This is a genomic window from Pseudomonas sp. MYb193 (assembly GCF_002966775.1).
Classification (GTDB): domain Bacteria; phylum Pseudomonadota; class Gammaproteobacteria; order Pseudomonadales; family Pseudomonadaceae; genus Aquipseudomonas; species Aquipseudomonas paracarnis.
The window spans coordinates 5861258-5886945 of record NZ_CP023269.1; the positions used below are offsets into that span (position 1 = coordinate 5861258).

Here is a 25688-nt window from a genome sequence, read left to right on the forward strand (position 1 = left end):
CCACAAGCGTTGTATGTTTTACGGCCCAACCGAAGGGCAACAAAACAGGGCGACAGTCTGGCAAGTTCAGGGGCCGGCTTTCAACCAAAGCCCCTGCATTTTTAACTGCCCGGTGCACCGCGCACTGAGCCTAGCACTTAGCCCTGCAAGGCAGCCAAAGTCAGGTCCAGGCAATGGCGGGCCTTGGTTACCAGCTCATCGATTTCAGCCTTGCTGATGACCAGTGGCGGCGAAATGATCATGGTGTCGCCCACGGCGCGCATGATCAGGCCATTTTCAAAGCAGAAGGTTCGGCAGATCATGCCCGCGCCTTTGCCTTCATGACGCTTGCGCGTCGCCTTGTCCTGCACCAGCTCGATCGCACCGAGCATACCGACGCCGCGGACTTCACCCACCAGCGGATGATCGCCCAGTTCCCTCAGACGCTTTTGCAAATACGGTGCCGTTTCGTCGTGCACACGGTTAACGATTTTTTCATCGCGCAGGATGCGGATGTTTTCCAGCGCCACGGCCGCGGCCACCGGGTGGCCGGAGTAGGTAAAGCCGTGGTTGAAATCGCCACCTTCGTTAAGCACCGCCACCACTTCGTCACGCACGATCAGGCCGCCCATGGGCACGTAGCCCGAGGTCAGGCCCTTGGCGATGGTCATCATGTGCGGCTTGAGGTCGTAGAAATCGCTACCGAACCACTCACCGGTACGGCCGAAGCCGCAGATTACTTCGTCGGCGACAAACAGGATGTCGTACTTGGCGAGGATTTCCTTGATGCGCGGCCAGTACGTGGCAGGCGGCACGATCACGCCACCGGCACCCTGGATCGGCTCGGCAATAAAGGCGCCGACGTTGTCCACGCCCAGCTCCAGGATTTTCTCTTCCAACTGGTTGGCGGCCCACACACCGAATTCCTCGGGGCTCATGTCGCCGCCTTCGCCAAACCAGTACGGCTGCGCGATGTGGGTAATGCCCGGGATCGGCAAGTCGCCCTGCTCGTGCATATAGGTCATGCCGCCCAGGCTGGCGCCGGCCACGGTAGAGCCGTGGTAGCCATTCTTGCGGGCAATGATGGTTTTCTTGTTGGGCTGGCCCTTGATCGCCCAGTAGTGGCGGACCATGCGCAACATGGTGTCGTTGCCTTCGGAGCCAGAGCCGGTGAAGAACACGTGGTTCATGCCAGCCGGCGCGACATCGGAAATGACCTTGGCCAACTCCAATACCGGCGGGTGTGCGGTCTGGAAGAACAGGTTGTAGTACGGCAGTTCTTTCATCTGCTTGGCGGCGGCATCGGCCAGTTCATCGCGACCGTAACCGATCGCCACGCACCACAGGCCGGCCATACCGTCGAGGATCTTGTTGCCTTCGCTGTCCCACAGGTAAACGCCGTGGGCTTTGGTGATGATCCTTGGGCCTTTCTCTTTCAATTGCTTGAAGTCGCTGAACGGCGCCAGGTGGTGATCATTGCTCAAGGCTTGCCATTCACGGGTTTGCGGGTTGTTGCTGGACATACCAATCTCCTAGACTTTTCAGTGAAGGCGCGCCGTTTGAAGGGCGCGCCCGGCGCATCAGACGGCGAAGAGCAGGAATTCCCGCTCCCACGAACTGATCACGCGCTTGAAGTTTTCATGCTCGGCCCGCTTGACCGCGACGTAGCCTGTGATGAATTTTTGCCCCAGGTATTTCTCGATGGTCTTGCTGTTTTCCATGCGTTCCAGGGCATCTTCGATGGTCAACGGCAGGCGCAGGTTGCGTCGCTCGTAACCGCGGCCCACCACCGGCGCGCTCGGGTTATGGCCTTCGACCATGCCGATGTAGCCGCACAACAGGCTGGCAGCAATCGCCAGGTACGGGTTGGCGTCGGCGCCCGGCAGGCGGTTTTCCACGCGGCGGTTCTGCGGGCCGGCATCCGGTACGCGCAGGCCGACGGTGCGGTTTTCTTCGCCCCATTCCACGTTCACCGGCGCCGAGGTATCGGGCAGGAAGCGGCGGAACGAGTTCACGTTGGGGGCGAATAAAGGCAGCAATTCAGGGATGAATTTCTGCAGGCCGCCAATGTGGTTGAGGAACAGTTGGCTCATGGTCCCGTCTTCATTGGAGAAGACGTTCTTGCCGGTGGCGATGTCGATGATGCTCTGATGCAGGTGCATCGCGCTGCCGGGCTCGCCGGTCATGGGCTTGGCCATGAAGGTGGCGGCCACGTCGTGCTTGAGCGCGGCTTCGCGCATGGTGCGCTTGAACACCAGAATCTGGTCGGCCAGGGACAGGGCATCGCCGTGACGGAAGTTGATTTCCATCTGCGCGGTGCCGTCCTCGTGGATCAGGGTGTCGAGGTCCAGTTCCTGCAGTTCGCACCAGTCGTAGACGTCTTCGAACAGCGGGTCGAATTCGTTGGCTGCTTCTATAGAGAAGGACTGGCGACCGGTTTCCGGGCGGCCGGAGCGGCCAATCGGCGGTTGCAGCGGGAAGTCCGGGTCTTCGCAGCGCTTGGTCAGGTAGAACTCCATCTCCGGCGCCACGATGGGCTGCCAGCCGCGGTCGGAGTAGAGCTTGAGGACTTTCTTGAGCACGTTACGCGGCGACAGCTCGATAGGGTTGCCTTGCTTGTCGTAGGTGTCGTGGATCACCTGGGCGGTCGGCTCGATGGCCCAGGGCACCAGGAATACCGCGTTCTGGTCGGGGCGGCAGATCATGTCGATGTCGGCCGGGTCGAGCAATTCGTAATAGATGTCGTCTTCGACATAGTCGCCGGTCACGGTCTGCAACAGAACACTCTCGGGCAGGCGCATGCCTTTTTCGGCAATGAACTTGTTGGTCGGCGAGATCTTGCCCCGGGTAATACCGGTGAGGTCGCCAATCATGCATTCGACTTCTGTGATCTTGTGGTCTTTCAACCAATCGGTGAGCTGGTCGAGGTTGTTACTCATAAATGCCTCTGGGCTGGGTTTCCTGGCATCCATTAAAGGCCAGGCGTTGGTTGACGCAGCATCCGCGTCGTTTTTTCATTCAGGGTAGGAGCTTACCTGCCATTTGCCCATGGGTTGCATTCCTCAGGCCAAAGTTGTGCGCAATTATGATCGGCACGGCGGATGAGGGTCGCTCAGTGGCGTCGGAGATGGCAAAAAGGAGATCGGCCGGGCCGTCAAGAATATTGGCCGGTGCCTGGACATTCACGCGGGGCGAACGATCTGCGGACAAAGCCTGGCTGGAGCAGGCAGAGACGCCGATTGGCGGCAGGTGAAACATGAAGCACCCCGGTATTATTGCTGTTATGGGTTTGAATCGAGCTTAGCCTTGTTCATTTTTTTACACAACACCCCCGTAAAAAATCCTACACGGCCCGCTCAAGCCTGCAGGTCCCAAGCCCCTCAAACCCAAAAAATCGCCCCAAAACCCCGCAAAAAAGGCTTCGTGGCGCTTTTTTAGGGCAAAAATGCCTCGCTTGACTTCGGCAGGCCGTTCGGGTTGACTGAAACCAGAAAAGATCAATGATTGATATTTTTAACAACAAAGGTGTTGCATCATGTCGGTACCCCCGCGTGCCGTTCAGCTTAACGAAGCGAACGCGTTCCTTAAGGATCATCCTGAGGTTCTGTACGTAGACCTTCTAATTGCGGATATGAATGGTGTGGTGCGCGGTAAGCGCATCGAACGCACCAGCCTCCACAAGGTTTACGAGAAGGGCATTAACCTGCCTGCCTCTTTATTTGCCCTGGATATCAACGGCTCTACGGTGGAAAGCACCGGCCTGGGCCTGGACATCGGTGATGCTGACCGAATCTGTTATCCAATCCCCGACACCCTGTGCAATGAACCCTGGCAAAAGCGCCCTACCGCGCAACTGCTGATGACCATGCACGAACTCGAAGGTGAACCTTTCTTCGCCGATCCGCGCGAAGTGCTCCGCCAAGTTGTTACCAAGTTTGACGACCTCGGTCTGACCATCTGCGCCGCCTTCGAGCTTGAGTTCTACCTGATCGACCAGGAGAACGTGAACGGCCGCCCACAACCGCCCCGCTCGCCGATCTCCGGCAAACGCCCGCACTCGACACAGGTCTACCTGATCGACGACCTCGACGAATACGTCGACTGCCTCCAGGACATTCTGGAAGGTGCCAAGGAGCAAGGCATTCCGGCCGATGCCATCGTCAAGGAAAGTGCCCCGGCGCAGTTCGAAGTGAACCTTCACCACGTCGCCGACCCGATCAAGGCCTGCGATTACGCGGTACTGCTCAAGCGCCTGATCAAGAACATCGCCTACGACCATGAGATGGACACCACCTTCATGGCCAAGCCTTACCCAGGCCAGGCAGGCAACGGGCTGCACGTACACATTTCCATTCTGGACAAGGACGGCAAGAACATCTTTGCCAGCGAGGATCCCGAGCAGAACGCCGCATTGCGTCACGCGATCGGCGGTGTGCTGGAGACCCTACCCGCCCAAATGGCGTTCCTGTGCCCCAACGTCAACTCCTACCGTCGTTTCGGCGCACAGTTCTACGTGCCGAACTCGCCGTGCTGGGGCCTGGATAACCGCACCGTGGCGATTCGCGTACCCACCGGCTCGTCCGATGCCGTGCGTATCGAACACCGTGTGGCTGGCGCCGATGCCAACCCTTACCTGCTGATGGCCTCGGTATTGGCGGGCGTACACCACGGCCTGACCAACAAGATCGAGCCGAACGCTCCGGTGGAAGGCAACAGCTACGAGCAGAACGAGCAGAGCCTGCCGAACAACCTGCGCGATGCCCTGCGCGAGTTGGACGACAGCGAGGTGATGGCCAAGTACATCGATCCTAAATACATCGATATCTTCGTCGCCTGTAAGGAAAGTGAGTTGGAGGAGTTTGAACACTCCATCTCCGACCTTGAGTACAACTGGTACCTGCATACCGTGTAAGCGGTTGCTGCAATAAAAGAACGCCGCTGATTTTGGTCAGTGGCGTTTTTTTATGGGTTTCTACCGGTAGACCGAGTTGGCCTCTTCGCGAGCAAGCCCGCTCCCACAGGGGTCTCAACTTTGGAATGCAGTTAAATGTGGGAGCGGGCTTGCTCGCGAAGGCGGCTTGGCAGACAACACAGATTCCTGCTCATACAATGCCTGCTGCCTTGTAGGAGACATCCATGACCACCCGCCCCGCCACTGTTCGCAAACCCCGCGCCCGCAGCCAGGCCCGGATCGACGCGATTCTGGACGCCGCCCGCACTTTGCTGGCCACCGAAGGTGTGGCGAGCTTGTCGATCTACAGCGTGGCCGAACGGGCACAGATTCCACCGTCATCGGTGTACCACTTTTTCGCCAGTGTGCCGGCGTTGCTTGAAGCGTTGACCGCTGACGTTCACGCAGCCTTTCGCGCTGCCATCCAGGCGCCCATCGAGCATGAATCTCTCAAGCATTGGCGCGACCTGTCCTACATCGTTGAACAACGCATGCTCAGCATCTACAGCAACGATGCCGCGGCGCGCCAGTTGATCCTGGCCCAGCATGGGTTGACCGAAGTGACCCAGGCTGATCGCCAGCATGATCTGGAACTAGGCGACTTGATGCTGGCGGTGTTCAATCGCCACTTTGAAGTGCCAACGCTACCGAGCGATGTGGATGTGTTTGCCCTGGCACTGGAGTTGAGCGATCGCGTGTACGCGCGCTCGGTGCATCAGCATGGGCTGATTACGCCGCGCATGGCGGAGGAAGGGATGCGGGTGTTTGATGCGTATGTGGGGCTTTATTTGCCGGCCTATCTGCCCAAGCGCTGAATGCTGTGTTGTCTGGGCCGGCCTCATCGCAGCATAGGTATCTACATAACTCTGTTAGCTCAACGGTAACCACGATGCGAAGCGAGCCGCTCTTGATCTTGATCTTGATCTGCTTTTGATCTTAGGCGCCCCGTTAAACCACGCTGGCCGGAATTCGACAGGGATTTGGGGGGTAAACCGGCAGGGATGCCGGTTTAGCCGCCCCGCGCCATGGATGGCGCGTGGCGGCGGCCCCCCCAAATCACTGGCGGATTACGGGCACACCGAGCCTAAGCGAGGTGCCGAGTGGTGGGGCAAGAGCGTTTTGCTTACTTTGCCGCTTTTGCAAAGTGAGCCGCCGTCAGGGCGGAACCCTAAGTGGCCGTTACCGCAGGAATGGATATGTACACGGTCCAACTGTGTTGACTGTCAGGCCGTCTTCGCAGGCAAGCCAGCTCCCACATTGGATCGCGGGGCATCAGTTATATCTGTGTCGGCTGCCAGGCCGTCACGGGAGCAAGCTCCCTCGCCACAGATTTAGCGTCGTGCCGAAGTTGTGTAGATACCTATGCTCATCGCAGGCAAGCCAGCTCCCACATTTGAATGCGTTCACACATCAAAATGTGAGCTTGCCTGCGATAGCAATCTCAAGGGCGACGCCAATCACAACTTGGCAATCGACACCTCAGTGGATTTCACAAAGGCAATCACTTCACTGCCAATCACCAGCTCCAACTCCTTGACCGAACGCGTGGTGATCACCGAAGTGACAATGCCGGACGCGGTCTGCACGTCAATTTCCGACAGCACGTCGCCGACCACGATTTCCTTGATGGTGCCTTTGAACTGGTTACGCACGTTGATGGCTTTAATAGTCATGGTGTTTTTCCTGTGTGAGTTATTGAGCCCAACGCAATTGCGTCGGCAGCGGTGAAACAGGTTCGGGTTCCGGTGGGGAACCGGGTAGCGACAGCACGCGGTTGAGCACTTCGGCTTCCAACGCGGCCAGGCGGTGTGAGCCACGGGCCCGTGGGCGTGGCAGGTCGATGTTCAGGTCGAGGCCGATTTCGCCGTTTTCAATCAGAATCACGCGGTCGGCAATCGCCACGGCTTCGCTGACGTCGTGGGTCACCAGCAACACCGTGAAACCGTGCTTGCGCCACAGGTTTTCGATCAGTTGCTGCATCTCGATGCGGGTCAGGGCATCCAGTGCGCCCAGCGGCTCATCAAGCAGCAACAGGCGCGGCTGATGGATCAACGCCCGTGCGAGTGCCACGCGCTGTTTCTGGCCACCGGACAACGCCGCCGGCCATTCATTGGCGCGCTCGGCCAGGCCAACCGCTTCCAGCGCATCCAGCGCTTTGGGCCGCCAGTCGCCCTTGAGGCCCAGGCCGACGTTATCGATGATCTTCTTCCATGGCAGCAAGCGCGCTTCCTGGAACATCAACCGCGTATCTTCAATCGCTTCGTGCAGTGGCGCGGAGCCGGCAAGCAGCTCGCCGCCACTGGCTTTGTCCAGCCCCGCCAACAGGCGCAGCAAGGTACTTTTGCCGCAACCACTGCGGCCGACCACGGCCACGAACTGCCCCGCGGGAATATGCAGGTCAATCTCTTTGAGCACTTGGCGGGTACCAAAGGCCTTGCGCAATTTGCGCACTGCCAGCGGGATGCCCTTCAACAGACGCGGAGGTTGTTGAGCCGTCATGCTGCACCTCCTTTGACTTGGTACGCCGGGTGCCAGCGCAGCCACACACGTTCCAGCCCGCGGGCTGCCAGGTCGGCCAGTTTGCCGAGGATGGCGTACATGACGATGGCCAGCACCACCACGTCGGTTTGCAGGAATTCACGGGCATTCATCGCCAGGTAACCGATGCCGGAACTTGCCGAAATGGTTTCCGCCACGATCAGCGTCAGCCACATGAAGCCCAGGGCGAAGCGCACCCCCACCAGGATCGACGGCAGCGCGCCCGGCAGAATCACTTGCCAGAACAGGCTGAAACCGGACAAGCCATAGCTGCGCGACATCTCCACCAATGCCGGGTCGACATTGCGAATGCCGTGGTAAGTGTTCAGGTAGATCGGGAACAAGGTCCCCAGGGCCACCAGGAAAATTTTCGCGGTCTCATCAATGCCGAACCACAGGATCACCAGCGGAATCAGCGCTAGGTGCGGCACGTTGCGGATCATCTGCACGGAGCTGTCGAGCAAGCGTTCGCCCCACTTCGACAAGCCGGTGATAAAGCCCAGGGCCAGACCGATGCTGCCACCGATCACAAAGCCCAGACCGGCGCGCCAGCCGCTGATGGCCAGGTGCGTCCAGATTTCGCCGCTGACCACCAGGTTCACCCCGGCTTCGATCACCGCACTCGGCGCTGGCAGAATGCGCGTCGACAACCAACCCGCCGACACCGACAACTGCCACACCGCCAGCAATAAGATCGGCAGCACCCAAGGCGCCACGCGATGGCTGATTTTTTCTAAGTCCATAACGGCGCCTCAGCTCTGCGACGCAGCTTTGGGAAGGATGTCGTTGGCCACCATCTCGCCAAACGGGCTGACGTAGCCGGCGCTTTTTGGCAGCTCGGGACGTTCGATATCCAGGTGCGGGAACAACAGCTCGGCGACCCGATACGACTCTTCCAGGTGTGGATAACCGGAGAAGATAAAGGTATCGATACCCAGGTCCGCGTACTCCTTGACCCGCGCCGCAACCGTTGGGCCATCGCCCACCAGCGCCGTCCCTGCGCCGCCACGTACCAGGCCGACGCCAGCCCACAGGTTGGGGCTGACTTCCAGGTTGTCACGGCTACCGCCGTGCAAGGCTGCCATGCGTTGCTGGCCCACCGAATCGAAGCGCGCCAAGGACGCCTGGGCCCGGACGATGGTCTCGTCGTCCAGGTGGGAGATCAGTTTGTCGGCGGCTTTCCAGGCTTCGTCGTTGGTCTCGCGCACGATCACATGCAAACGAATACCAAAGCGCACCGTGCGCCCCAGTTTTGCGGCCTTGGCGCGTACCTGCGCGATCTTTTCCGCCACGGCTGCCGGCGGCTCGCCCCAGGTCAGCACCATCTCGACCTGTTCGGCCGCCAGGTCCTGGGCGGCTTCGGAGGAACCCCCGAAATACAGCGGCGGGCGTGGCTGTTGAATCGGTGGGTAGAGCAATTTTGCGCCTTTGACGCTGATGTGCTCGCCGTCGTAGTCCACGGTCTCGCCTTCCAGCACACGGCGCCAGATGCGGGTGAATTCCACCGACGCCTGGTAGCGCTCTTCATGGCTCAAGAACAATCCGTCGCCAGCCAGTTCTTCCGGATCGCCACCGGTGACCAGGTTGAACAGCGCACGGCCACCAGACAGGCGATCCAGGGTCGCGGCCTGACGCGCGGCCACGGTCGGGGAGATGATCCCAGGGCGCAGGGCAACCAGGAATTTCAAGCGCTGGGTCACGGGGATCAGCGAGGCGGCCACCAACCACGAGTCTTCGCAAGAGCGGCCCGTAGGGATCAACACCCCGCCGAAACCCAGGCGGTCGGCAGCCTGGGCCACCTGTTGCAGGTAACCGTGGTCGACAGCGCGGGCGCCTTCGGCGGTGCCAAGGTAGTGACCGTCGCCGTGGGTGGGCAGGAACCAGAAAATATTGAGGCTCATGGAGTTGTCTCCTGAATGAAGTCGGATTACGGCGCTTTGGCAACCGCGGCGGGTGGCGTCCAGATCACGTCCTTGATGCTCAAGGGCTTGGGGATCAATTTGAGTTGGTAGAAGGTGTCTGCGATTTTCTGCTGGGCGGCGACCACTTCCGGGGTCAGGAACAGCGCGCCGTAGCCCTGGCGTTTCACCGACGTGAGGGTGATATCTGCCGGCAGGCCGAGCAGTGGGGCGACCTGCTCAGTCACTTCCTGCGGGTTGGCCTTGGACCATTCGCCTACCGCACGCACCTCTTCCACCAACGCCTTGATCACTTGCGGGTGCTGTTCGGCGTAGGGTTTGGTGGCCAGGTAAAACTGATGGTTGTCGGCAATCCCGGTGCCGTCTCGCAGGGTGCGCGCTTGTAGTTGCTTCTCGGCGGCGGCCTGGTAAGGGTCCCAGATCACCCAGGCGTCCACGCTGCCACGCTCGAACGCAGCACGGGCATCGGCGGGCGGCAGGAACACGGTCTTCACGTCGGTGTAGTTGAGGCCGACGTCTTCCAAGGCACGCACCAGCAGGTAGTGCACGTTGGAGCCTTTGTTGAGCACGACCTTTTTACCCTTGAGCTCGGCCACCGATTTGATCGGCGAATCCTTGGGCACCAGGATCGCTTCGCTGGTAGGCGCGGGTGGTTCGTAGGCGACGTAGAGCAGATCGGCGCCAGCCGCCTGGGCAAACACCGGTGGGGTTTCGCCGGTAACGCCGAAGTCGATGGAGCCGACGTTCAGGCCCTCGAGCAATTGCGGTCCACCGGGAAACTCGGTCCACTGCACCTGCACGCCTTGGTCGGCCAGGCGTTTTTCCAGGGTGCCCTTGGCCTTGAGCAGCACTAGGGTGCCGTACTTCTGATAACCGATCCGCAAGGTCTCGGCGGCTTGGGCTTGAACGATGGCGCCGAGGGACACAGCCGCAGCAAAGAGTGCGACCAGACCACGACGCAAGATGACAGTGCGCATGGCGCTCTCTCCAACTGTGCGATTAGGGTTTTGGCTGCACCTGCTTGGCCGTTGTCGGCTGAGTAAGGTGAGTGTTTCCAGCTTTTCGGGGTGAGGCTCAGATGCTCCAGCGAGCACTCAACAAACGTTCATTCAATACGTCAGGGTCCAGCGGTTTTGGCCGGCGCGCCATGGCGCTGTAGAGCTGCTCCAGGGCTTCGTGCAAACGCTGTTCGAGTACCGGCACCAGTTGCGCCTGCACGCTGCCTTCGCCATAGGCGATCTGGCTGTCTTCGGCAAAAATACCGTGGAGCAATTCCTGGGCCTTGAGGGCCGACAGCACCGGCTTCAGGGCGTAGTCCACCGCCAGCATGTGGGCGATGCTGCCGCCGGTCGCCATCGGCAGCACCACCTTATGGGCCAACGCACGCTCCGGCAGCAGGTCCAGTACGGTCTTCAACGCCCCGGAAAACGACGCCTTGTACACCGGCGTGGCAATCACAAGGCCGTCGGCATTGGCGACTTGTTGCAGCAGGTCGATCACCTTGGGGCTGTCGAAGCGCGCATGCAGCAAGTCTTCAGCCGGGAAGTCCCGTACCTGGTAACTCACTACTTCCACGCCCTGCTGTTGCAGCCACTGACGGGTTTTATCCAGCAAGACCCCAGAGCGGGAACGCTGGCTGGGACTGCCTCCAAGTGTTACGACCAGCATGCAGGAGATTCCTTGAGCAAGTGTCGGCGGTTCGCTGTACGGCGATGGCGCCAAGATGGGATAGACCTTATCAGCAGATTTATATATCTATAAATCTTATTTATTCATTTGTTTATTCCATAAAAACATAAGCGATTGATCAATCCCCAGGCGAAAAAAAAGGCCGTGGAAACGGCCTGAAAACCCCTGCTGTGTGAGACGGTTTGCAACTTGCAGCCTGTGCTGTTCATGAGGCCGCCATCGCGGGCAAGCCCCGCTCCCACAGGGGAATGCGGTCAACTGTGGGAGCCGGGCTTGCCGGCGATGGCGATATAAGCCTTAACGATTGGGTTGTGGGGTAAGACGCAGGTACGGCTTCACCGCGCGATAGCCCTTGGGAAAGCGTTTCTTGATCTCTTCCTCGTCCTTGAGTGACGGCACGATGACCACCTCATCCCCATCCTGCCAGTTGGCCGGTGTTGCCACCTTGTGGTTGTCGGTCAGCTGCAGCGAGTCGATCACCCGCAGGATTTCATGGAAATTACGCCCGGTGCTGGCCGGGTAGGTGATGGTCAGGCGGATCTTCTTGTTCGGGTCGATCACGAACAAGGAGCGCACGGTGAGAGTATCGCTGGCATTCGGGTGGATCAGGTCGTAGAGGTCCGAGACCTTGCGGTCTGCATCGGCCAGGATCGGGAAGTTGACCACGGTGTTCTGGGTCTCGTTGATGTCGTCGATCCACTTGTGATGCGAGTCCACCGGATCTACCGACAGGGCGATGGCCTTGACGCCACGTTTGACGAATTCATCCTTGAGCTTGGCGGTGAAACCCAGCTCGGTGGTGCACACCGGGGTGAAGTCCGCAGGGTGGGAAAACAGCACACCCCAGCTGTCGCCCAGCCATTCGTGGAAGCGAATCTTGCCGGCGCTGGAATCCTGTTCGAAGTCGGGGGCGATGTCGCCCAGTCTTAGGCTCATGGTGTGGCTCCTGATGAGTGCTTATGGAGCCCACTGTGCATGGATTTTTTGTGATTTAAAAAGAATAAATATCGATTTATCTAGACGATAAAGGAATATTAAAAATCAGTTCATTGGACTTGGGAACGGCCTGAGGCCAACATCGCCTTCAAGGTTCGAGAAGGCCTTGAGACGCTGCAAAAAGAGGGATTCAGGCAGGGCTTGCGGGGGTTGAGCCCGACTTGAACAGCAAGACACCTTGCCCGGCATTGCGCCGGGCAAGGTTTTACAGTCTTACAACAGCGGGATCGAGTAGCTGACGATCAAGCGGTTTTCGTCCTGGTTACGCGCGTTGGCGATGTCGCTGCGCCACATAGCGTTTTTCCACGCCACGCCGACGTTCTTCAGCGGACCTTCCGGTACGACGTAGGCAACAGTGATGTCACGCTCCCACTCGGACTGGCCGGTGAACTCGGTACGGTTGCTGGAGACGGTGTCGATATGATCACCTTTCAGGTAAACCACACCGGCGGTCAGGCCAGGTACGCCGACTTTGGCGAAGTCATAGGAGTAGCGAGCTTGCCAGGTACGCTCGCCGGCACGGGCGAACTTCTGGATTTGCATGTCGGTTGTGATGTAAGCCGACGAGCCGTCACCCTGGTTCAGCCAAGGGAAGTCGCTGCTACCGTTGCTGACCTGATAACCGCCACCGAAGGTGTGACCGGCGACCGAGTACAGGAACAGGCCGCTGTACAGGTTGTTGTCGACTTTGCCACGGCCGGAGTTCACGCCGCCGTAGTTGCCCGTCGAGAAGTAAGCGGACTGGTTACCGTTGTTGCCATCGTCGGAGCTGTTGAAGTAGCGCAGGTCAGACTTCAACACGCCAGGGCCGATAGCCCAGTTGTGGGTCAGGCCCAGGAAGTGTTGCTTGTAGAAATCTTCCAGGTTGCCGTAGTAGTACTGGGCGGTCAGATCCTTGGTGATCTTGTAGTCGCCACCGGCGTAGTAGAACTTGTTGCTCGAACGCCAGTTCACACCGCGGCTGTTGGCGCCGGAAATGGACAGGCTTTCGTTGTTGCTGGAGTTACGGCCCTTGGCCTTTTCGATCTGGCCAGCAACCAGGGTCAGGTCCTTGATGTCGCTAGAGGTGATCTGGCCACCTTGGAAGGTTTGCGGCAGCATACGACCATCGTTGGTGACGATGACCGGCAGCTTGGGCTGCAAGGTACCCAACTTCAGTTCGGTTTGAGAGATCTTGGCTTTGGCAGTCAGGCCCAGGCTGGAGTAGTTATCAACGGCTTCGCCATTGGACTTGCTCGGGAAGATCGTGCCGCCGTAGGAGCTGGCAGTCGCGCCGTTGGTGCCACCGCCGGAATCCAGGCGAACACCCAGCAGGCCGATAGCGTCCAGACCGAAGCCGACGGTGCCTTGGGTGTAACCGGAGATGAAACGCAGATCGAAGCCTTGGCCCCACTCTTCGTTCTTGTTCGCACCAGCGCCTTCGCGGTTATCGGTGTTGATGTAGAAGTTACGCAGGCCCAGTGTGGCCTTGCTGTCTTCGATGAAACCGGCAGCGCCTGCTTGCTGGGCGATTGCGCCCAACGTTACAGCCACAGCCAAGGTGGACTTCTTCATGTACCGCTCCTCTCATTTCTAATTTTTGTATTTCTTTGGTCTCGGGTCTGACGCCCTAGATCCACAGATGCGCGATTAGCGCCAGATAGTGACCACCAAGTCAATCGTAACCTTGTGTGTCTACTACCTTCGTCTAATCGCAGTTGATTTGGTCCCTGCAGGGTAATGAGTTTTTCATACACCCAAAAAGAATTATTTCATTCTTTTTCATACGATCCAGGAATAAGGCTTTCCGTGAAGCTGGCCGGTCAGGATAGACGCGCCGCTCCATAAGCTAATTCCTAAAGGGTATTTACTGGTGCTTTTTTAGATCGATTAGTGTGGCCGTACGGTTGCATACGTCACTCACGATCAAAAAGGCGACGCCATCATGGCCAAACGCACATCCTCCCGTCAATTTGTTACAGTTTTTGTATCGCTATTACTTTCTTTTGGTGTCAATGCCGCCGACCTGACGGTGGGCTACCAGACCGGCATTGATCCCAGCAAGGTTCCCCAGGCCGACGGCCTCTACGAAAAAGCCATTGGCGAGAAAATCGCCTGGCGCCGCTTCAACAGCGGGCCGGAGGTGGTCACGGCCATCGCTTCGGGTGATGTACAAATCGGCAACCTCGGCTCCAGCCCGCTCGCGGCGGCGGCCTCGCGCAACCTGCCGATTGTGGCGTTTATCGTATCGGCACAGATCAACGCTTCTGAAGCCCTGGTGGTGCGCAACGGCAGTGGCATCGATAACCCCCAGGACTTGATCGGCAAAACCATCGCCACTCCGTTCGTCTCGACCTCCCATTACAGCCTGCTCGGCGCGCTGAAACACTGGGGTCTGAACACCCAGCAAGTCAAAGTGGTGAACCTGCAACCGGCCGAAATCGCCGCTGCGTGGAAACGCGGCGATATTGATGGGGCTTTTGTGTGGTCCCCGGCCTTGGGCGAAATCCGCAAGAGCGGCAAGACTCTGACAGACGCGGCGCAGGTGGGCCAATGGGGTGCACCCACATTTGAGGTGTGGGTGGCGCGCAAGGATTTTGCGCAAAAACATCCTGACGTAGTGGCCAAGTTCGCCAAAGTTACCCTGGATGCCTTTGCCGACTATGCCGCCCACAAAGACAGCTGGACGGTGAATTCCGAGCCAGTGCAGAAAATCGCCAGATTGACAGGTTCAAATGCCGACGACATTCCGGAACTCTTGGCCGGTACGACGTTTCCGGATGCGCCGGCACAGCAAACCGCTGCGCTGCTCAAGGGCGGCACGGCGAAGGCGATTGAGGAGACGGCGAAGTTCTTGAAGGAACAGGGGAAGGTGGAGACGGTGCTGCCGGATTATTCGGCCTATGTGACCGACAAATTCATCACACAATAAATACAGTCTTTGGTGGGAGCTGGCTTGCCTGCGATGCCAGCAACTCGGTCCTTCAGATAAACCGAGGCGCCGCTATCGCAGGCAAGCCAGCTCCCACACAGAGCAGTACTCTTTTACAGGGCCTTCTCGAAAATCTTCGAATTGCGCTGATAGTTGTACAGCGACGCGCGCGCCGACGGCAGGCGGTCCACGCTGCTGGGTACAAAGCCGCGTTCGCGGAACCAGTGGGCCGTGCGCGTGGTGAGTACAAAGAGGGTTTTCAAGCCTTGGGCGCGTGCCCGGGTCTGGATGCGTTCGAGCAACACATCGCCTCGCGCGCCGTGGCGGTACTCCGGGTTCACTGCCAGGCACGCCAACTCCCCCGCATCCGAATCCGCGATCTGATACAGCGCCGCGCAGGCGATGATCATGCCTTCGCGCTCGACCACGCTGAACTGCTCGATCTCACGCTCCAGCACTTCCCGCGAACGGCGCACCAGAATGCCCTGCTCTTCCAGCGGGCTGATCAGGTCCAGCAAGCCGCCGACGTCTTCAATCGCCGCTTCGCGCACCAGTTCGAATTGTTCCTGGGCCACCAGCGTACCGCCACCATCGCGGGTGAACAGTTCGGTAAGCAAAGCGCCATCTTCGGCGTAGCTGACGATATGGCTGCGCCCTACTCCACCCCGGCAGGCTTCGGCAGCGGCATCGAGCAGTTCGGCTTGATAGTTGCTGCCCAGGCGTTGCAGGTGCGCGGGTACTTGTTGTGGGCGCAATTCACGCACCAGGCGGCCGTTCTCATCGATCAGACCGGGATCGGCGCCGAACAGCAGCAACTTGTCGGCGCCCAGGTCGATGGCGGCGCGGGTGGCGACGTCTTCGCAGGCCAGGTTGAAGATCTCGCCGGTGGGCGAATACCCCAACGGCGACAGCAGCACGATAGAGCGCTCATCCAACAGACGGTTGATGCCCTTGCGGTCGACCCGGCGCACTTCGCCGGTGTGGTGGTAGTCCACGCCTTCAAGCACGCCGATTGGCCGTGCGGTGACCAGGTTGCCGCTGGCCACACGCAGGCGCGAACCCTGCATCGGCGAGGACGCCATGTCCATGGACAAGCGCGCCTCGATGGCAATGCGCAAATGACCCACCGCGTCGATCACACACTCCAGCGTCGCAGCATCGGTGATGCGCAGGCCTTCGTGGTAAGCCGGGGTAAGGCCGCGTGCTTCAAGGCGGGTTTCGATTTGCGGGCGCGAGCCGTGCACCAGCACCAGGCGAACTCCCAGGCTGTGAAGCAGCACCAGGTCGTGGACGATATTGCCGAAGTTGGGGTGGTCCACACCATCGCCGGGCAGCATGACCACAAAAGTGCAGTCGCGGTGGGCGTTGATGTAGGGCGAAGCGTGACGAAGCCAGTTGACGTATTCGGGCATAACACCTGGGCCTGTAATAAAAAGCAGCCAAATAAAGGATCAATCGTGAAAGCGCACAGCGGCTGATGGTTATCGTCGGAACAGGCTTGGCGACACGCTCACTCTCCTTATGTACGAATGGGCAGGGGTTAATTTATGCAGGTTTCAGGCAGTAGTGTTCGATCAGTTCCCGCAATAGACGCACTGTAGGCCTCAAGCGTGACATTTCAAGGTACTCGCCAGGCTGGTGGGCGCAGGCAATGTCGCCAGGGCCGAGCACCAGGGTTTCGCAACCAAGGCGCTGAAGATAAGGCGCTTCGGTGCCGAACGCTACTGCTTCGGCACGATGACCGGTCAAACGCTCCGCCACCCGCACCAACTCGGCGTCTTCGGGCTGCTCAAAGGGGGGCACTTCGGGGAACAACGGCGCGTAGTCGATCTTGACCTTATGCCGCTCGGCCAGGGGTTCGAGCTTCTGGCGGATCGCGGCGCGCAGCACCTCGGGGTCCATGCCCGGAAGAGGGCGCAGGTCGAACTCCAGGGAGCACTGGCCGCAGATGCGGTTGGGGTTGTCGCCGCCGTGAATGCAGCCGAAGTTCATCGTCGGCTGCGGCACGCTGAATTGCGCGTTGCGGTACTCGCGCTGCCAGGCCAGGCGCAGGCCGCGCAATTCGCCGATGGCGTCATGCATGGCTTCCAGGGCGCTATGGCCCAGACTGGGGTCCGACGAGTGGCCACTGCGCCCGAGGATCTCGATGCGTTCCATCATCACGCCCTTGTGCAGGCGGATCGGCTTGAGCCCGGTCGGCTCGCCGATCACCGCTGCACGACCTAATGGACGCCCCGCTTCGGCCAGCGCACGGGCACCGGACATAGAGCTTTCCTCGTCACAGGTGGCAAGGATCAACAGCGGTTGCTTGAAGGGTTGGTCCAGCAGCGGCAACACCGCGTCGATAACCAGTGCGAAGAACCCCTTCATGTCACAACTGCCCAGCCCTACCCAGCGGCCGTCCACTTCCGTCAGCTTGAGCGGGTCGGTGTTCCACAGCGCCGCGTCATACGGCACGGTATCGCTATGCCCCGCCAACACCAAGCCACCGGGGCCGCTGCCGAAACTGGCCAACAGGTTGAACTTGCCGGGGCTGACTTGTTGGATATCGATGGCAAAGCCCAGGTCGCCCAGCCAAGCGGCGAGCAGGTCAATCACCGGGCGGTTGCTCTGGTCGAGAGAGGCCTGGGTGCAGCTCACCGACGGCGCGGCGATCAAGGCGGCGAACTGCTCTTTCATGGACGGTAACGGCATGCGCGGTCTCCCAACTTCCCGGATGAACCTCACTATAGAGGCATCTGCGCAACACAATAAACCGTTGCGGCACGTTGCCGGGCTCACTCCTGTACACTGCACGACCTTGGCAGCCACACTTTTCCCCGGCTGCGCTCCCGATCCTGGATTTTCCGGCCATGCAGAAAGAAACCGAAATCAAGCTACGCGTCAGCCGCGAAACACTCGCCGCGCTGCGTGAGCACCCGTTACTGAAAAAACGCAACAAAAGTGGCTGGGAACGCCGTGAGTTGATGAACCAGTACTTCGACACCCCCGAGCGTGACCTGGCCCAGGCCAAGGTTGCCCTGCGCCTGCGCAAGGACGGTGACGACATCATCCAGACCCTCAAGACCCGCGGCCAAAGCGTCGCCGGCTTGTCGGAACGCAACGAATACAACTGGGACCTGCCCAAAGCCAAGCTCGATGTGAAGAAACTCGATGGCGAGTGCTGGCCCGAGCAACTGGCCGAGCTGGACAAAAAGACCCTCAAGCCGATCTTCACCACCGACTTCGTGCGTGAACGCGCCGAGATCGCCTGGGGCCGTGGCAAGGCCAAGGTGGTGATCGAAGCCGCCCTGGACCTGGGCCATGTGGTGGTCGGCAAGCAGAAAGAAGAAATCTGCGAGCTGGAACTGGAACTGCGCGAAGGCGAACCGGCGGCCCTGCTGGAGCTGGCCGCCGAGCTGGCCGCAACCCTGGCCCTGATGCCGTGCGACATCAGCAAGGCCGAACGCGGCTATCGCCTGTATGACGCCAGCAGCTACTCCCTGAGCCTGCCGGCGCCACAGATCCACGCCGAAATGCCATTGGACGACGCCTTCGCCGCGATCCTGTGGCACCTGCTGGGCAGCAGCCAGCGCCTGGCCGAGCAATACCGCTTCAATGGCCACTGGCGCCTGCTGCAAGACTGGGTCGAGAACCTCGGTGAATTGCGCGCCCTGATCGGCAGCCTCGGCCAGGCCGCGCCACGCCAATCCACCAGCGAACTGCGCAGCGCCCTGGATGCGTTGCTGGAAGACTGGCGCCCGCTGGTCCAGGCCGGTGACGACGATGAAGACATTCGCAAAGCCGCGCCGGAACAGTTCATCGAAGAGCTGCAAGACGTGCGCTGGGGCCTGTTCTCACTCAACCTCTCGCGCTGGCTGCTGGCCCGCACCTGGACGGCCGAACGTAACGTGCGTGGCAACCGTCAGGGCGCTGCACAAATTACCAACTGGCTGCCACGCCTGCTGGCCGACGACGCCGTCGCCTTGCAATTGCAGCGCTACCAGCAACAGCCGGAAGACCTGGCCGAGCAACTGCCGCGCATCGAACGCATCCAGGCCTGGCTGCACCATGCGCGCCATGTGGTGGACATTCCTGAACTGGACCGTTTGTACGGCGAGCTGAACAAGCTGGCGCACTTGGCAAACCAGCCGATTACCGATGAATCGCTGGATGCGCGTATGCACCAGGCGATTGCGGTTTATCAGAATCGTGCCTGGAAGACCCTTCTGCGCCTGTAATCGCTATCGCGGGCAAGCCCGCTCCCACATTTGCTGTGGGAGCGGGCTTGCCCGCGATGAGGCCCTCCCTGTCAGCGCAATACTGGCAGGCTGGTGGTGGACTTGATCTCCGACAGCGCCACAATCGAGTTGACCTCCTGAATCCCCGGCACCATCGACAACTTCTCAAAGAAAAACCGCTCGTACGCCTCGATATCCGAGGTGACGATACGCAGCAGAAAATCCACCGCCCCCATCAGCACATAGCACTCCAACACTTCCGGGAACCCGCGAATCGCCTCGGTGAACTCGGTGAAATTGGAACGACCGTGGGCGTTGAGTTTGACTTCGGCGAAAATCTGCGTGTTGAGCCCGATTTTCTTGCGGTCCAGCAGGGTGACCTGGCCGCGGATCACACCCTCCTCCTTGAGCCGCTGAATACGCCGCCAGCACGGCGACTGCGACAGGCCGACCTGCTCGGCAATCTGTGCACTGGAGAGCGAGGCATCCTCTTGCAGCAAGGCCAGGATGCGGCGGTCGTAGGCGTCCAACTCATTGTGCATAAACGTACCCATGAATAGGCTGATCTTGAATTGTTTTGGTCTGTTTATCGCCAAAAAGGCTTATTTTAGATAAGAAATCTCCCCAGGCGAATGTAAAAATTTCTCCAGTCGAAACTGGAGAGTCAGCATGCATGCCGTCGAAACCGCCTACCCCGCCACCCGCGTCGATGCGTGGGCCGTCAATAGCAGCCACTGCCAGGCGCACTATCGCATCGTCGCCGAGGCTGAACCGGACGTGCTGTGCCGGGTGCTGAACTACTTCGCGCTGCAATTGCTCACGCCCACCCAGGTCAGCATGAACCGGGAAGCCGACCTGCTGAGCATCGATATCGTGATGACCGGCCTGAGCTGGCACCGCGCCCAGGTGATCGGTGAAAAGATTCGAAACCTGATCAGCGTCTGCACCCTGGAGCTGTGGTCGGCTGATTCCGAGCGGCCTCAAGCGTTGGCGGCGATGGCGCAGTAAAAACCGGCAATACACGCGCCAGCAGGATCTTCAGCGGCTGGCTAGCCTGGGATTACCCCCACGCCCCAGGAAAACCTGCATGCCCATCGCCACTCACGATCACCCCTTGGAACTGCAGCAATTATTGCCGGCGTTGGTCGAGCAAGGGCTGATCACGGCGCAGGCGGCGCAAAAGGTAGCGCCAGCGTCCGGCAGCCAGCATCCCTTGGAATGCATCGCAGCCCAGGGCCCTTGCCTGGAGACCTTGACCCAATGGCTGGCCCGACAGGTAGGCCAACCTTACCTGCGCATCGACCCGTTGAAGATTGATGTGGCAGCCGTGGTGCCGTTGATGTCCCACGCTTTTGCCCAGCGCCACGGCATTCTTGCAATCGCCGTCGATACCCACAGCGTGACGATCGCCAGTGCCCAACCCCATGTCACCACCTGGGAAGCCGGACTGTCCCAGGTGCTCAGACGCACGATCAAGCGCGTGGTTGCCAACCCCAGCGATATCCAGCGCTGTATCAACGAGTTTTACCGTTTAGCCAAGTCCGTCAGCGGTGCGGATGACAAGATGACGACGCCTGGCAATCTCGACTTGCTCAGCCTCGGCCCCAGCGACAAGGAGCCGGATGCCAACGACGCGCATATCGTCAACATCGTCGACTGGCTGCTGCAATACGCCTTTGGCCAACGAGCCAGCGATATCCATATCGAGCCCTGCCGCGACCAGGGCCGGGTGCGCTTTCGCATTGACGGGCTGCTGCATGACGTCTATCAATTTCCCCCACAGGTCACCATGGCCGTGGTCAGCCGCCTGAAAAGCCTGGGGCGAATGAACGTGGCCGAAAAACGCAAACCCCAGGATGGCCGCGTCAAAACCAGGAACCCTGCGGGTGTCGAAGTGGAATTGCGGCTTTCGACCCTGCCCACGGCATTCGGCGAAAAACTGGTGATGCGAATTTTCGACCCACAGGTGCTGCTCAAGGATTTTGACCAGTTGGGTTTGTCCAACGCCGACCAGCAGCGCTGGCACGCCATGACGCGACGCAGCCACGGCATCATCCTCGTCACCGGCCCCACCGGCTCGGGCAAGACCAGCACCCTCTACACCACCCTCAGGCAACTGGCGACCCGGGAGGTCAACCTGTGCACGGTGGAAGACCCGATTGAAATGGTCGAGCCGGCCTTCAACCAGATGCAGGTCCAGCACAACATCGACCTCACGTTCGCCAGCGGCATCCGCGCCCTGCTGCGCCAGGACCCGGACATCATCATGATCGGCGAAATTCGCGACCAGGAGACCGCAGAGATGGCTATCCAGGCCGCGCTGACCGGGCACCTGGTTTTCTCGACCTTGCACACCAACGATGCACCCAGCGCCATCAGCCGCCTGCAGGAACTGGGCGTTGCTCACTATTTGATCAAAGCCACGCTCATAGGTGTGATGGCGCAGCGCCTGGTGCGTCTTCTGTGCAGCCACTGCAAGCGCCCGCTGGGCCAGGCGGACGTTGACGGCTGCGAAGCCGTCGGCTGTGCGAAATGCCGTGACAGCGGTTATCGAGGCCGGGCCGGGCTGTATGAAATCATGCTCATGGACCCGGCACTCCAAGCGCTGGTCACCCCGGGTGCGGACGTACACGCGCTGCGCCGTGAGGCACTGGCGCAGGGCATGAGCAGCCTGCGCATGGCCGGCGTCGAGAAAGTGAAGGCCGGCCTGACCACGATGACGGAGGTATTGCGGGTCACGCCAGGGGATTCAGAAACAAATCCTTTGTTTGTTGGGCCATGAAACCGTCTTTATCCGTGTCCAGACCGTTACAATCGGCCTAATGTCATTCACTGACACCTTCAGATAGGGAATCGCTATGCAGATCGGAACCGTACTGCTTCTTTTTGTGGGCTTGGCCATCGCCATCCTGTTCATGGGGTTCAAAGTGGTGCCCCAGGGCTACCAATGGACCGTCGAGCGTTTCGGCCGCTACACCAATACTTTAAAACCCGGCCTGAATATCATCATCCCGGTCATGGACCGCATCGGTCGCAAGATCAACGTGATGGAAAGCGTGCTGGATATCCCGCCTCAAGAAGTCATCACCGCCGACAATGCCACCGTGCAGATCGATGCCGTGTGCTTCTTCCAGGTGGTCAACACCGCCCAGGCCGCCTATGAGGTCAACAACCTCGAACATGCTATCCGCAACCTGCTGCAGACCAATATCCGCACCGTGCTCGGCTCCATGGAACTGGACGCCATGCTGAGCCAGCGTGACGGCATCAACGAAAAACTGCTGCGCACCGTGGATGAAGCCACCGCGCCATGGGGCATCAAGATCACCCGTATCGAGATCAAGGACATCAGCCCGCCCGCCGACCTGATGGCCGCCATGTCCGGCCAAATGAAAGCCGAGCGGATCAAACGTGCGCAAATCCTCGAAGCCGAAGGCCTGCGGGCGTCGGCGATCCTGACAGCCGAAGGCAAGAAGCAGGCGCAGATCCTTGAGGCCGAAGGTAGCCGCCAGGCCGCGTTCCTGGAGTCCGAGGCACGCGAGCGTCAGGCCGAAGCCGAAGCACGGGCGACACAAGTGGTGTCCGAAGCCATTGCGTCGGGCAACGTGCAGGCGGTGAACTACTTCGTCGCGCAAAAATACATCGACGCCCTGGGCAAGCTTGCATCGGCCAACAACAGCAAGGTCATCCTGATGCCGCTGGAAGCCAGCCAGGTGATTGGCGCCGTAGGCGGTATCGGCGAAATCGTCAAGGCAACCTTCGGCAACCAGAAAGGCTGAGGCCAACACCATGTGGGACTTTTTGCTGCATTTGTCGTTCTGGGACTGGCTGGCGCTGGGCACCGTGCTGTTGATTCTCGAGGTGTTCGGTGCCGGAGGCTACCTGCTCTGGATGGGCATCGCCGCCGCCGCCGTGGGCGTGATCAAGTTCCTGTTCCCACCGCTGGGGCTGGAATGGCAACTGCTGCTGTTTGCAGTGTTGTCGATACTGACCGCCGTGTACTGGTGGAAACGCCAACGCAGCAGTGCCAAGGCCAGCGACCAACCGGGGTTGAACGAGCGCGGTTCGGAGTTGGTGGGGCGCACTTTCGTGGTGCATCAAGCCATTGTGGATGGCCGCGGCAAAGTCAAAGTCGGCGATGGCGTGTGGATGGTCACCGGTGCAGACGCGCCCGTGGGCGCTCAAGTCCGCGTGGTTGGGCAGGATGGGGTGATTTTAAAGGTTGAAACTGTTTAGTCAGTGATGGAACTGGATCGGGTTAACTACAATCAAAACGTACAGATAACCCACCGGAGTCACCCATCATGCGTCTCAAATATGCTGTCGCAACCCTCGCTGTGCTTTCCCTACCTGTCGGCTCAGCCATGGCCGATAGCTTCTGGCGTAATGTCATCTCGTCGGGCGCCACCACTGGTTCGACTTACCTGACGTTCAAGGACCACAAGCTGGTAGTCGCCGCCCAGGACGACGCGGGCAGCTTCGTCGCCAGCGACGGCGGCATTCGCGGCCCGTATCTGGAAGCGGCCATGCAGAAGGTCCGCGCCGATAACCCTGGCCTCCAAGCCACGGACATGGAACTGGCTAACGCCATCCTGGCGAAGAATGCTGTGACCGAGTAACAACTGCCTTCATAAAAAATGCCGCTTTCTCAAGCGGCATTTTTTTGCCTGCTGCATGACGAATCGTTCATGGATGACAGGCTATATTCAGTCTCGGCGTGCAACCATGCCCTACTGACACGTCTATTTTTCATTGCCTACCTGAAACGGATGCCTTCTTCGTCATGAGCCAACAGCCCTTCCTGCCGTTTTCCAAACCGACCATTGATGAAGCCACCATTTCGGCGGTCGGCGATGTTCTGCGTTCCGGCTGGATCACCAGCGGGCCACAGGTGCAGGCGTTCGAAGCACAGCTGTCGGACTATTTTGGCGGCCGTCCGGTGCGCACCTTCAACTCGGGCACCTGCACCATGGAGATCGCCTTGCGCATCGCCGGGATCGGGCCTGGGGATGAAGTCATCACCACCCCAATTTCCTGGGTTGCCACGGCCAACGTGATTCTCGAAGTCGGCGCCACTCCCGTCTTTGCCGACATCGACCCGGTGACACGCAATATCGACCTGGCCCAGGTAGAAGCTGCCATTACCCCGCGCACCAAGGCGATCATCCCGGTCTACCTGGCCGGCTTGCCCCTGGATATGCCGATGCTCTACGCGCTGGCCAACAAGTACAACCTGCGTATTGTCGAAGATGCTGCCCAGGCCCTGGGGTCCAGCTGGGATGGAGAACGCATCGGCGCAACCGGCGACTTCGTGTCCTTCAGCTTCCAGGCGAACAAGAACATCACGTCGTCCGAAGGCGGCTGCCTGGTGTTGAATAATGCCGAGGAGGCCCGTCTGGCAGAGAAGTACCGCCTGCAAGGCGTCACCCGCAGCGGCTTCGATGGCCTGGATGTGGATGTGCTGGGTGGCAAGTTCAACATGACCGACATTGCCGCCGCCATCGGCCTGGGGCAATTTGCGCACATCGAGAAGATCACCGCCCATCGTCAGAACCTGGCACGGCACTACTTCAAATGCTTTGGCAGCGATTTCGAAGCCCAATACGGTGCGCAACTGCCGCCGGCCGACTTCGAAAACAGCAACTGGCACCTGTTCCAACTGGTATTGCCGGAGCGCCAGGATGGCCTGCCAGCCCGCGCCACGTTCATGGAACAGATGCAGGCCCACGGCGTGGGTATCGGCTATCACTACCCGCCGATCCACCTGCTGAGCCTGTATCGGGCGCAGGGTTTCAAGGAAGGCATGTTCCCGGTGGCGGAGCGTGTTGGGCGTTTGATCGTGTCGTTGCCGATGTTCACGGCGATGACAGAGGCGGATGTGGAGCGGGCTGTAGCGGCGGTTAAAGCCGTATTGAAAAGAGCCTGATCACAACCAGCAGACACACCCCAATCAACTGTGGGAGCTGGCTTGCCTGCGATGCTGGCACCTCGGTGTATCGGTGATACCCGGGTGACCCAATCGCAGGCAAGCCAGCTCCCACATTGATTTGTGTCGTTGTAACTATGGGGTTTATTCGCCGATGACGGCTTTGTAGCCCGCGGCATCCAGCAGCTTGTCCAGCTCGGCCTTGTCGCTTGGCTTGAGCTTGAAGATCCAGGCGCCGTAAGGGTCAGAGTTCAACAGCTCAGGACTGCCACCCAACTCGTCGTTGACAGCAATCACTTCGCCCGCAATCGGCGAGTAGATGTCCGAGGCGGCCTTGACCGACTCCACCACCCCCGCCTGGTCTTCAGCGGCAAACACCTTGCCCACTTCGGTCAGTTCAACAAACACCACATCACCCAAAGCTTCCTGTGCATGGTCGGAGATCCCGACGGTCACGGTGCCGTCAGCTTCCAGACGGGCCCATTCGTGACTTTCGGCAAAACGCAGGTCGGCAGGGATATTGCTCATAGTCTGTGTCCTCAAGATGAAATGTCAGCGG

At 59.8% G+C, this 25688-nt stretch carries 24 protein-coding genes; 10 read left to right on the forward strand and 14 right to left on the reverse strand.

The features are described 5' to 3' along the window. Positions 1 to 137: 137 nt before the first annotated feature. Both CLM72_RS26995 and CLM72_RS27000 read right to left on the reverse strand, forming a co-directional pair. Positions 138 to 1502 carry an aspartate aminotransferase family protein gene (locus tag CLM72_RS26995; RefSeq protein WP_014720386.1) on the reverse strand — a complete coding sequence of 455 codons (1365 nt, stop codon included), beginning with the start codon at positions 1500 to 1502 and terminating at the stop codon, positions 138 to 140. 57 nt (positions 1503 to 1559) lie between these two features. Continuing rightward, on the reverse strand, positions 1560 to 2918 hold the full coding sequence (locus CLM72_RS27000; RefSeq protein WP_003195249.1) for a glutamine synthetase family protein: 1359 nt from the start codon (positions 2916 to 2918) through the stop codon (positions 1560 to 1562). Positions 2919 to 3514: 596 nt separating this feature from the next. Here CLM72_RS27000 and CLM72_RS27010 point away from each other — a divergent pair. Together CLM72_RS27010 and CLM72_RS27020 are read left to right on the forward strand one after the other, a co-directional pair. Next, positions 3515 to 4891 carry a glutamine synthetase family protein gene (locus CLM72_RS27010; protein WP_003195252.1) on the forward strand — a complete coding sequence of 459 codons (1377 nt, stop codon included), beginning with the start codon at positions 3515 to 3517 and terminating at the stop codon, positions 4889 to 4891. 224 nt (positions 4892 to 5115) lie between these two features. After that, entirely contained in the window at positions 5116 to 5745 is a 630-nt protein-coding gene (locus CLM72_RS27020) for a TetR/AcrR family transcriptional regulator (protein ID WP_105228902.1), read from the forward strand. Positions 5746 to 6387: 642 nt separating this feature from the next. Here CLM72_RS27020 and CLM72_RS27030 read toward each other — a convergent pair. The 8 genes from CLM72_RS27030 to CLM72_RS27065 form a co-directional block, all read right to left on the reverse strand. Continuing rightward, complete coding sequence (locus tag CLM72_RS27030) at positions 6388 to 6603, reverse strand: molybdopterin-binding protein (protein WP_003176783.1); 216 nt, start codon at positions 6601 to 6603, stop codon at positions 6388 to 6390. Positions 6604 to 6622: 19 nt separating this feature from the next. After that, on the reverse strand, positions 6623 to 7429 hold the full coding sequence (gene ssuB, locus CLM72_RS27035; RefSeq protein ID WP_014720389.1) for an aliphatic sulfonates ABC transporter ATP-binding protein: 807 nt from the start codon (positions 7427 to 7429) through the stop codon (positions 6623 to 6625). Beyond that, complete coding sequence (gene ssuC / locus CLM72_RS27040; RefSeq protein WP_003195258.1) at positions 7426 to 8211, reverse strand: aliphatic sulfonate ABC transporter permease SsuC; 786 nt, start codon at positions 8209 to 8211, stop codon at positions 7426 to 7428. Before ssuC ends, ssuB begins: the two co-directional genes overlap by 4 nt. A gap of 9 nt (positions 8212 to 8220) precedes the next feature. Further along, positions 8221 to 9369: an FMNH2-dependent alkanesulfonate monooxygenase gene (gene ssuD, locus CLM72_RS27045; RefSeq protein WP_060763929.1), complete on the reverse strand. Its 1149-nt coding sequence runs from the start codon at positions 9367 to 9369 to the stop codon at positions 8221 to 8223. A gap of 26 nt (positions 9370 to 9395) precedes the next feature. Then, positions 9396 to 10364, reverse strand: a complete 969-nt coding sequence (locus CLM72_RS27050; RefSeq protein ID WP_105228903.1) for a sulfonate ABC transporter substrate-binding protein — start codon at positions 10362 to 10364, stop codon at positions 9396 to 9398. Between the two features lie 97 nt (positions 10365 to 10461). After that, positions 10462 to 11055 (reverse strand): NADPH-dependent FMN reductase, encoded by a 594-nt coding sequence (ssuE, locus tag CLM72_RS27055; RefSeq protein ID WP_014720392.1) that lies wholly within the window; start codon positions 11053 to 11055, stop codon positions 10462 to 10464. 318 nt (positions 11056 to 11373) lie between these two features. Next, positions 11374 to 12012, reverse strand: a complete 639-nt coding sequence (locus tag CLM72_RS27060; protein WP_105228904.1) for a peroxiredoxin — start codon at positions 12010 to 12012, stop codon at positions 11374 to 11376. A 273-nt stretch (positions 12013 to 12285) separates the two neighbouring features. Continuing rightward, the gene (locus CLM72_RS27065) at positions 12286 to 13626 is read right to left on the reverse strand and encodes an OprD family porin (protein ID WP_105228905.1); all 1341 of its coding nucleotides are present in this window, start codon (positions 13624 to 13626) and stop codon (positions 12286 to 12288) included. A 370-nt stretch (positions 13627 to 13996) separates the two neighbouring features. On the opposite strand from CLM72_RS27065, the gene tauA reads away from it, so the two are divergent. Further along, complete coding sequence (gene tauA, locus CLM72_RS27070; RefSeq protein ID WP_105228906.1) at positions 13997 to 14983, forward strand: taurine ABC transporter substrate-binding protein; 987 nt, start codon at positions 13997 to 13999, stop codon at positions 14981 to 14983. Between the two features lie 113 nt (positions 14984 to 15096). Here the strand turns inward: tauA and argA are convergent, their stop codons facing one another. Together argA and argE are read right to left on the reverse strand one after the other, a co-directional pair. Continuing rightward, positions 15097 to 16395 (reverse strand): amino-acid N-acetyltransferase, encoded by a 1299-nt coding sequence (argA, locus tag CLM72_RS27075; protein WP_003195273.1) that lies wholly within the window; start codon positions 16393 to 16395, stop codon positions 15097 to 15099. Between the two features lie 133 nt (positions 16396 to 16528). Next, positions 16529 to 17677, reverse strand: coding sequence for an acetylornithine deacetylase (gene argE, locus CLM72_RS27080; RefSeq protein ID WP_105228907.1), 1149 nt, complete (start codon positions 17675 to 17677; stop codon positions 16529 to 16531). 158 nt (positions 17678 to 17835) lie between these two features. Between argE and CLM72_RS27085 the strand changes: the two genes are divergently transcribed. Continuing rightward, positions 17836 to 19203 (forward strand): inorganic triphosphatase, encoded by a 1368-nt coding sequence (locus CLM72_RS27085; RefSeq protein ID WP_020301821.1) that lies wholly within the window; start codon positions 17836 to 17838, stop codon positions 19201 to 19203. Between the two features lie 71 nt (positions 19204 to 19274). Here the strand turns inward: CLM72_RS27085 and CLM72_RS27090 are convergent, their stop codons facing one another. After that, complete coding sequence (locus CLM72_RS27090) at positions 19275 to 19745, reverse strand: Lrp/AsnC family transcriptional regulator (protein WP_054896032.1); 471 nt, start codon at positions 19743 to 19745, stop codon at positions 19275 to 19277. A gap of 127 nt (positions 19746 to 19872) precedes the next feature. Here CLM72_RS27090 and CLM72_RS27095 point away from each other — a divergent pair, with 127 nt between their 5' ends. The 6 genes from CLM72_RS27095 to CLM72_RS27120 all read left to right on the forward strand — a co-directional run bounded on the left by CLM72_RS27095 (position 19873) and on the right by CLM72_RS27120 (position 25129). Continuing rightward, a complete protein-coding gene (locus CLM72_RS27095) occupies positions 19873 to 20211 on the forward strand; it encodes a hypothetical protein (protein WP_038451930.1) in 339 nt (112 codons plus the stop codon). Between the two features lie 79 nt (positions 20212 to 20290). Next, positions 20291 to 21985 (forward strand): GspE/PulE family protein, encoded by a 1695-nt coding sequence (locus CLM72_RS27100; protein WP_105228908.1) that lies wholly within the window; start codon positions 20291 to 20293, stop codon positions 21983 to 21985. 76 nt (positions 21986 to 22061) lie between these two features. Next, the gene (locus CLM72_RS27105; RefSeq protein WP_003195285.1) at positions 22062 to 22982 is read left to right on the forward strand and encodes an SPFH domain-containing protein; all 921 of its coding nucleotides are present in this window, start codon (positions 22062 to 22064) and stop codon (positions 22980 to 22982) included. Between the two features lie 10 nt (positions 22983 to 22992). Then, positions 22993 to 23439, forward strand: coding sequence for an NfeD family protein (locus tag CLM72_RS27110; RefSeq protein WP_014720400.1), 447 nt, complete (start codon positions 22993 to 22995; stop codon positions 23437 to 23439). Between the two features lie 68 nt (positions 23440 to 23507). Continuing rightward, the gene (locus tag CLM72_RS27115; protein WP_003176799.1) at positions 23508 to 23822 is read left to right on the forward strand and encodes a DUF2388 domain-containing protein; all 315 of its coding nucleotides are present in this window, start codon (positions 23508 to 23510) and stop codon (positions 23820 to 23822) included. A gap of 164 nt (positions 23823 to 23986) precedes the next feature. Beyond that, entirely contained in the window at positions 23987 to 25129 is a 1143-nt protein-coding gene (locus CLM72_RS27120; RefSeq protein WP_105228909.1) for a DegT/DnrJ/EryC1/StrS aminotransferase family protein, read from the forward strand. A gap of 144 nt (positions 25130 to 25273) precedes the next feature. On the opposite strand, the gene gcvH is transcribed toward CLM72_RS27120, so the two are convergent. Continuing rightward, on the reverse strand, positions 25274 to 25657 hold the full coding sequence (gene gcvH, locus CLM72_RS27125) for a glycine cleavage system protein GcvH (protein ID WP_105228910.1): 384 nt from the start codon (positions 25655 to 25657) through the stop codon (positions 25274 to 25276). Between the last annotated feature and the right edge of the window lie 31 nt (positions 25658 to 25688).

Excerpts from the sequence above, each read along its gene's own strand:
- CLM72_RS26995 (WP_014720386.1), bottom strand. The coding sequence starts at position 1,502 with ATGTCCAGCAACAACCCGCAAACCCGTGAATGGCAAGCCTTGAGCAAT.
- CLM72_RS27000 (WP_003195249.1), bottom strand. The coding sequence starts at position 2,918 with ATGAGTAACAACCTCGACCAGCTCACCGATTGGTTGAAAGACCACAAG.
- CLM72_RS27010 (WP_003195252.1), top strand. The coding sequence starts at position 3,515 with ATGTCGGTACCCCCGCGTGCCGTTCAGCTTAACGAAGCGAACGCGTTC.
- CLM72_RS27020 (WP_105228902.1), top strand. The coding sequence starts at position 5,116 with ATGACCACCCGCCCCGCCACTGTTCGCAAACCCCGCGCCCGCAGCCAG.
- CLM72_RS27030 (WP_003176783.1), bottom strand. The coding sequence starts at position 6,603 with ATGACTATTAAAGCCATCAACGTGCGTAACCAGTTCAAAGGCACCATC.
- ssuB (WP_014720389.1), bottom strand. The coding sequence starts at position 7,429 with ATGACGGCTCAACAACCTCCGCGTCTGTTGAAGGGCATCCCGCTGGCA.
- ssuC (WP_003195258.1), bottom strand. The coding sequence starts at position 8,211 with ATGGACTTAGAAAAAATCAGCCATCGCGTGGCGCCTTGGGTGCTGCCG.
- ssuD (WP_060763929.1), bottom strand. The coding sequence starts at position 9,369 with ATGAGCCTCAATATTTTCTGGTTCCTGCCCACCCACGGCGACGGTCAC.
- CLM72_RS27050 (WP_105228903.1), bottom strand. The coding sequence starts at position 10,364 with ATGCGCACTGTCATCTTGCGTCGTGGTCTGGTCGCACTCTTTGCTGCG.
- ssuE (WP_014720392.1), bottom strand. The coding sequence starts at position 11,055 with ATGCTGGTCGTAACACTTGGAGGCAGTCCCAGCCAGCGTTCCCGCTCT.
- CLM72_RS27060 (WP_105228904.1), bottom strand. The coding sequence starts at position 12,012 with ATGAGCCTAAGACTGGGCGACATCGCCCCCGACTTCGAACAGGATTCC.
- CLM72_RS27065 (WP_105228905.1), bottom strand. The coding sequence starts at position 13,626 with ATGAAGAAGTCCACCTTGGCTGTGGCTGTAACGTTGGGCGCAATCGCC.
- tauA (WP_105228906.1), top strand. The coding sequence starts at position 13,997 with ATGGCCAAACGCACATCCTCCCGTCAATTTGTTACAGTTTTTGTATCG.
- argA (WP_003195273.1), bottom strand. The coding sequence starts at position 16,395 with ATGCCCGAATACGTCAACTGGCTTCGTCACGCTTCGCCCTACATCAAC.
- argE (WP_105228907.1), bottom strand. The coding sequence starts at position 17,677 with ATGCCGTTACCGTCCATGAAAGAGCAGTTCGCCGCCTTGATCGCCGCG.
- CLM72_RS27085 (WP_020301821.1), top strand. The coding sequence starts at position 17,836 with ATGCAGAAAGAAACCGAAATCAAGCTACGCGTCAGCCGCGAAACACTC.
- CLM72_RS27090 (WP_054896032.1), bottom strand. The coding sequence starts at position 19,745 with ATGCACAATGAGTTGGACGCCTACGACCGCCGCATCCTGGCCTTGCTG.
- CLM72_RS27095 (WP_038451930.1), top strand. The coding sequence starts at position 19,873 with ATGCATGCCGTCGAAACCGCCTACCCCGCCACCCGCGTCGATGCGTGG.
- CLM72_RS27100 (WP_105228908.1), top strand. The coding sequence starts at position 20,291 with ATGCCCATCGCCACTCACGATCACCCCTTGGAACTGCAGCAATTATTG.
- CLM72_RS27105 (WP_003195285.1), top strand. The coding sequence starts at position 22,062 with ATGCAGATCGGAACCGTACTGCTTCTTTTTGTGGGCTTGGCCATCGCC.
- CLM72_RS27110 (WP_014720400.1), top strand. The coding sequence starts at position 22,993 with ATGTGGGACTTTTTGCTGCATTTGTCGTTCTGGGACTGGCTGGCGCTG.
- CLM72_RS27115 (WP_003176799.1), top strand. The coding sequence starts at position 23,508 with ATGCGTCTCAAATATGCTGTCGCAACCCTCGCTGTGCTTTCCCTACCT.
- CLM72_RS27120 (WP_105228909.1), top strand. The coding sequence starts at position 23,987 with ATGAGCCAACAGCCCTTCCTGCCGTTTTCCAAACCGACCATTGATGAA.
- gcvH (WP_105228910.1), bottom strand. The coding sequence starts at position 25,657 with ATGAGCAATATCCCTGCCGACCTGCGTTTTGCCGAAAGTCACGAATGG.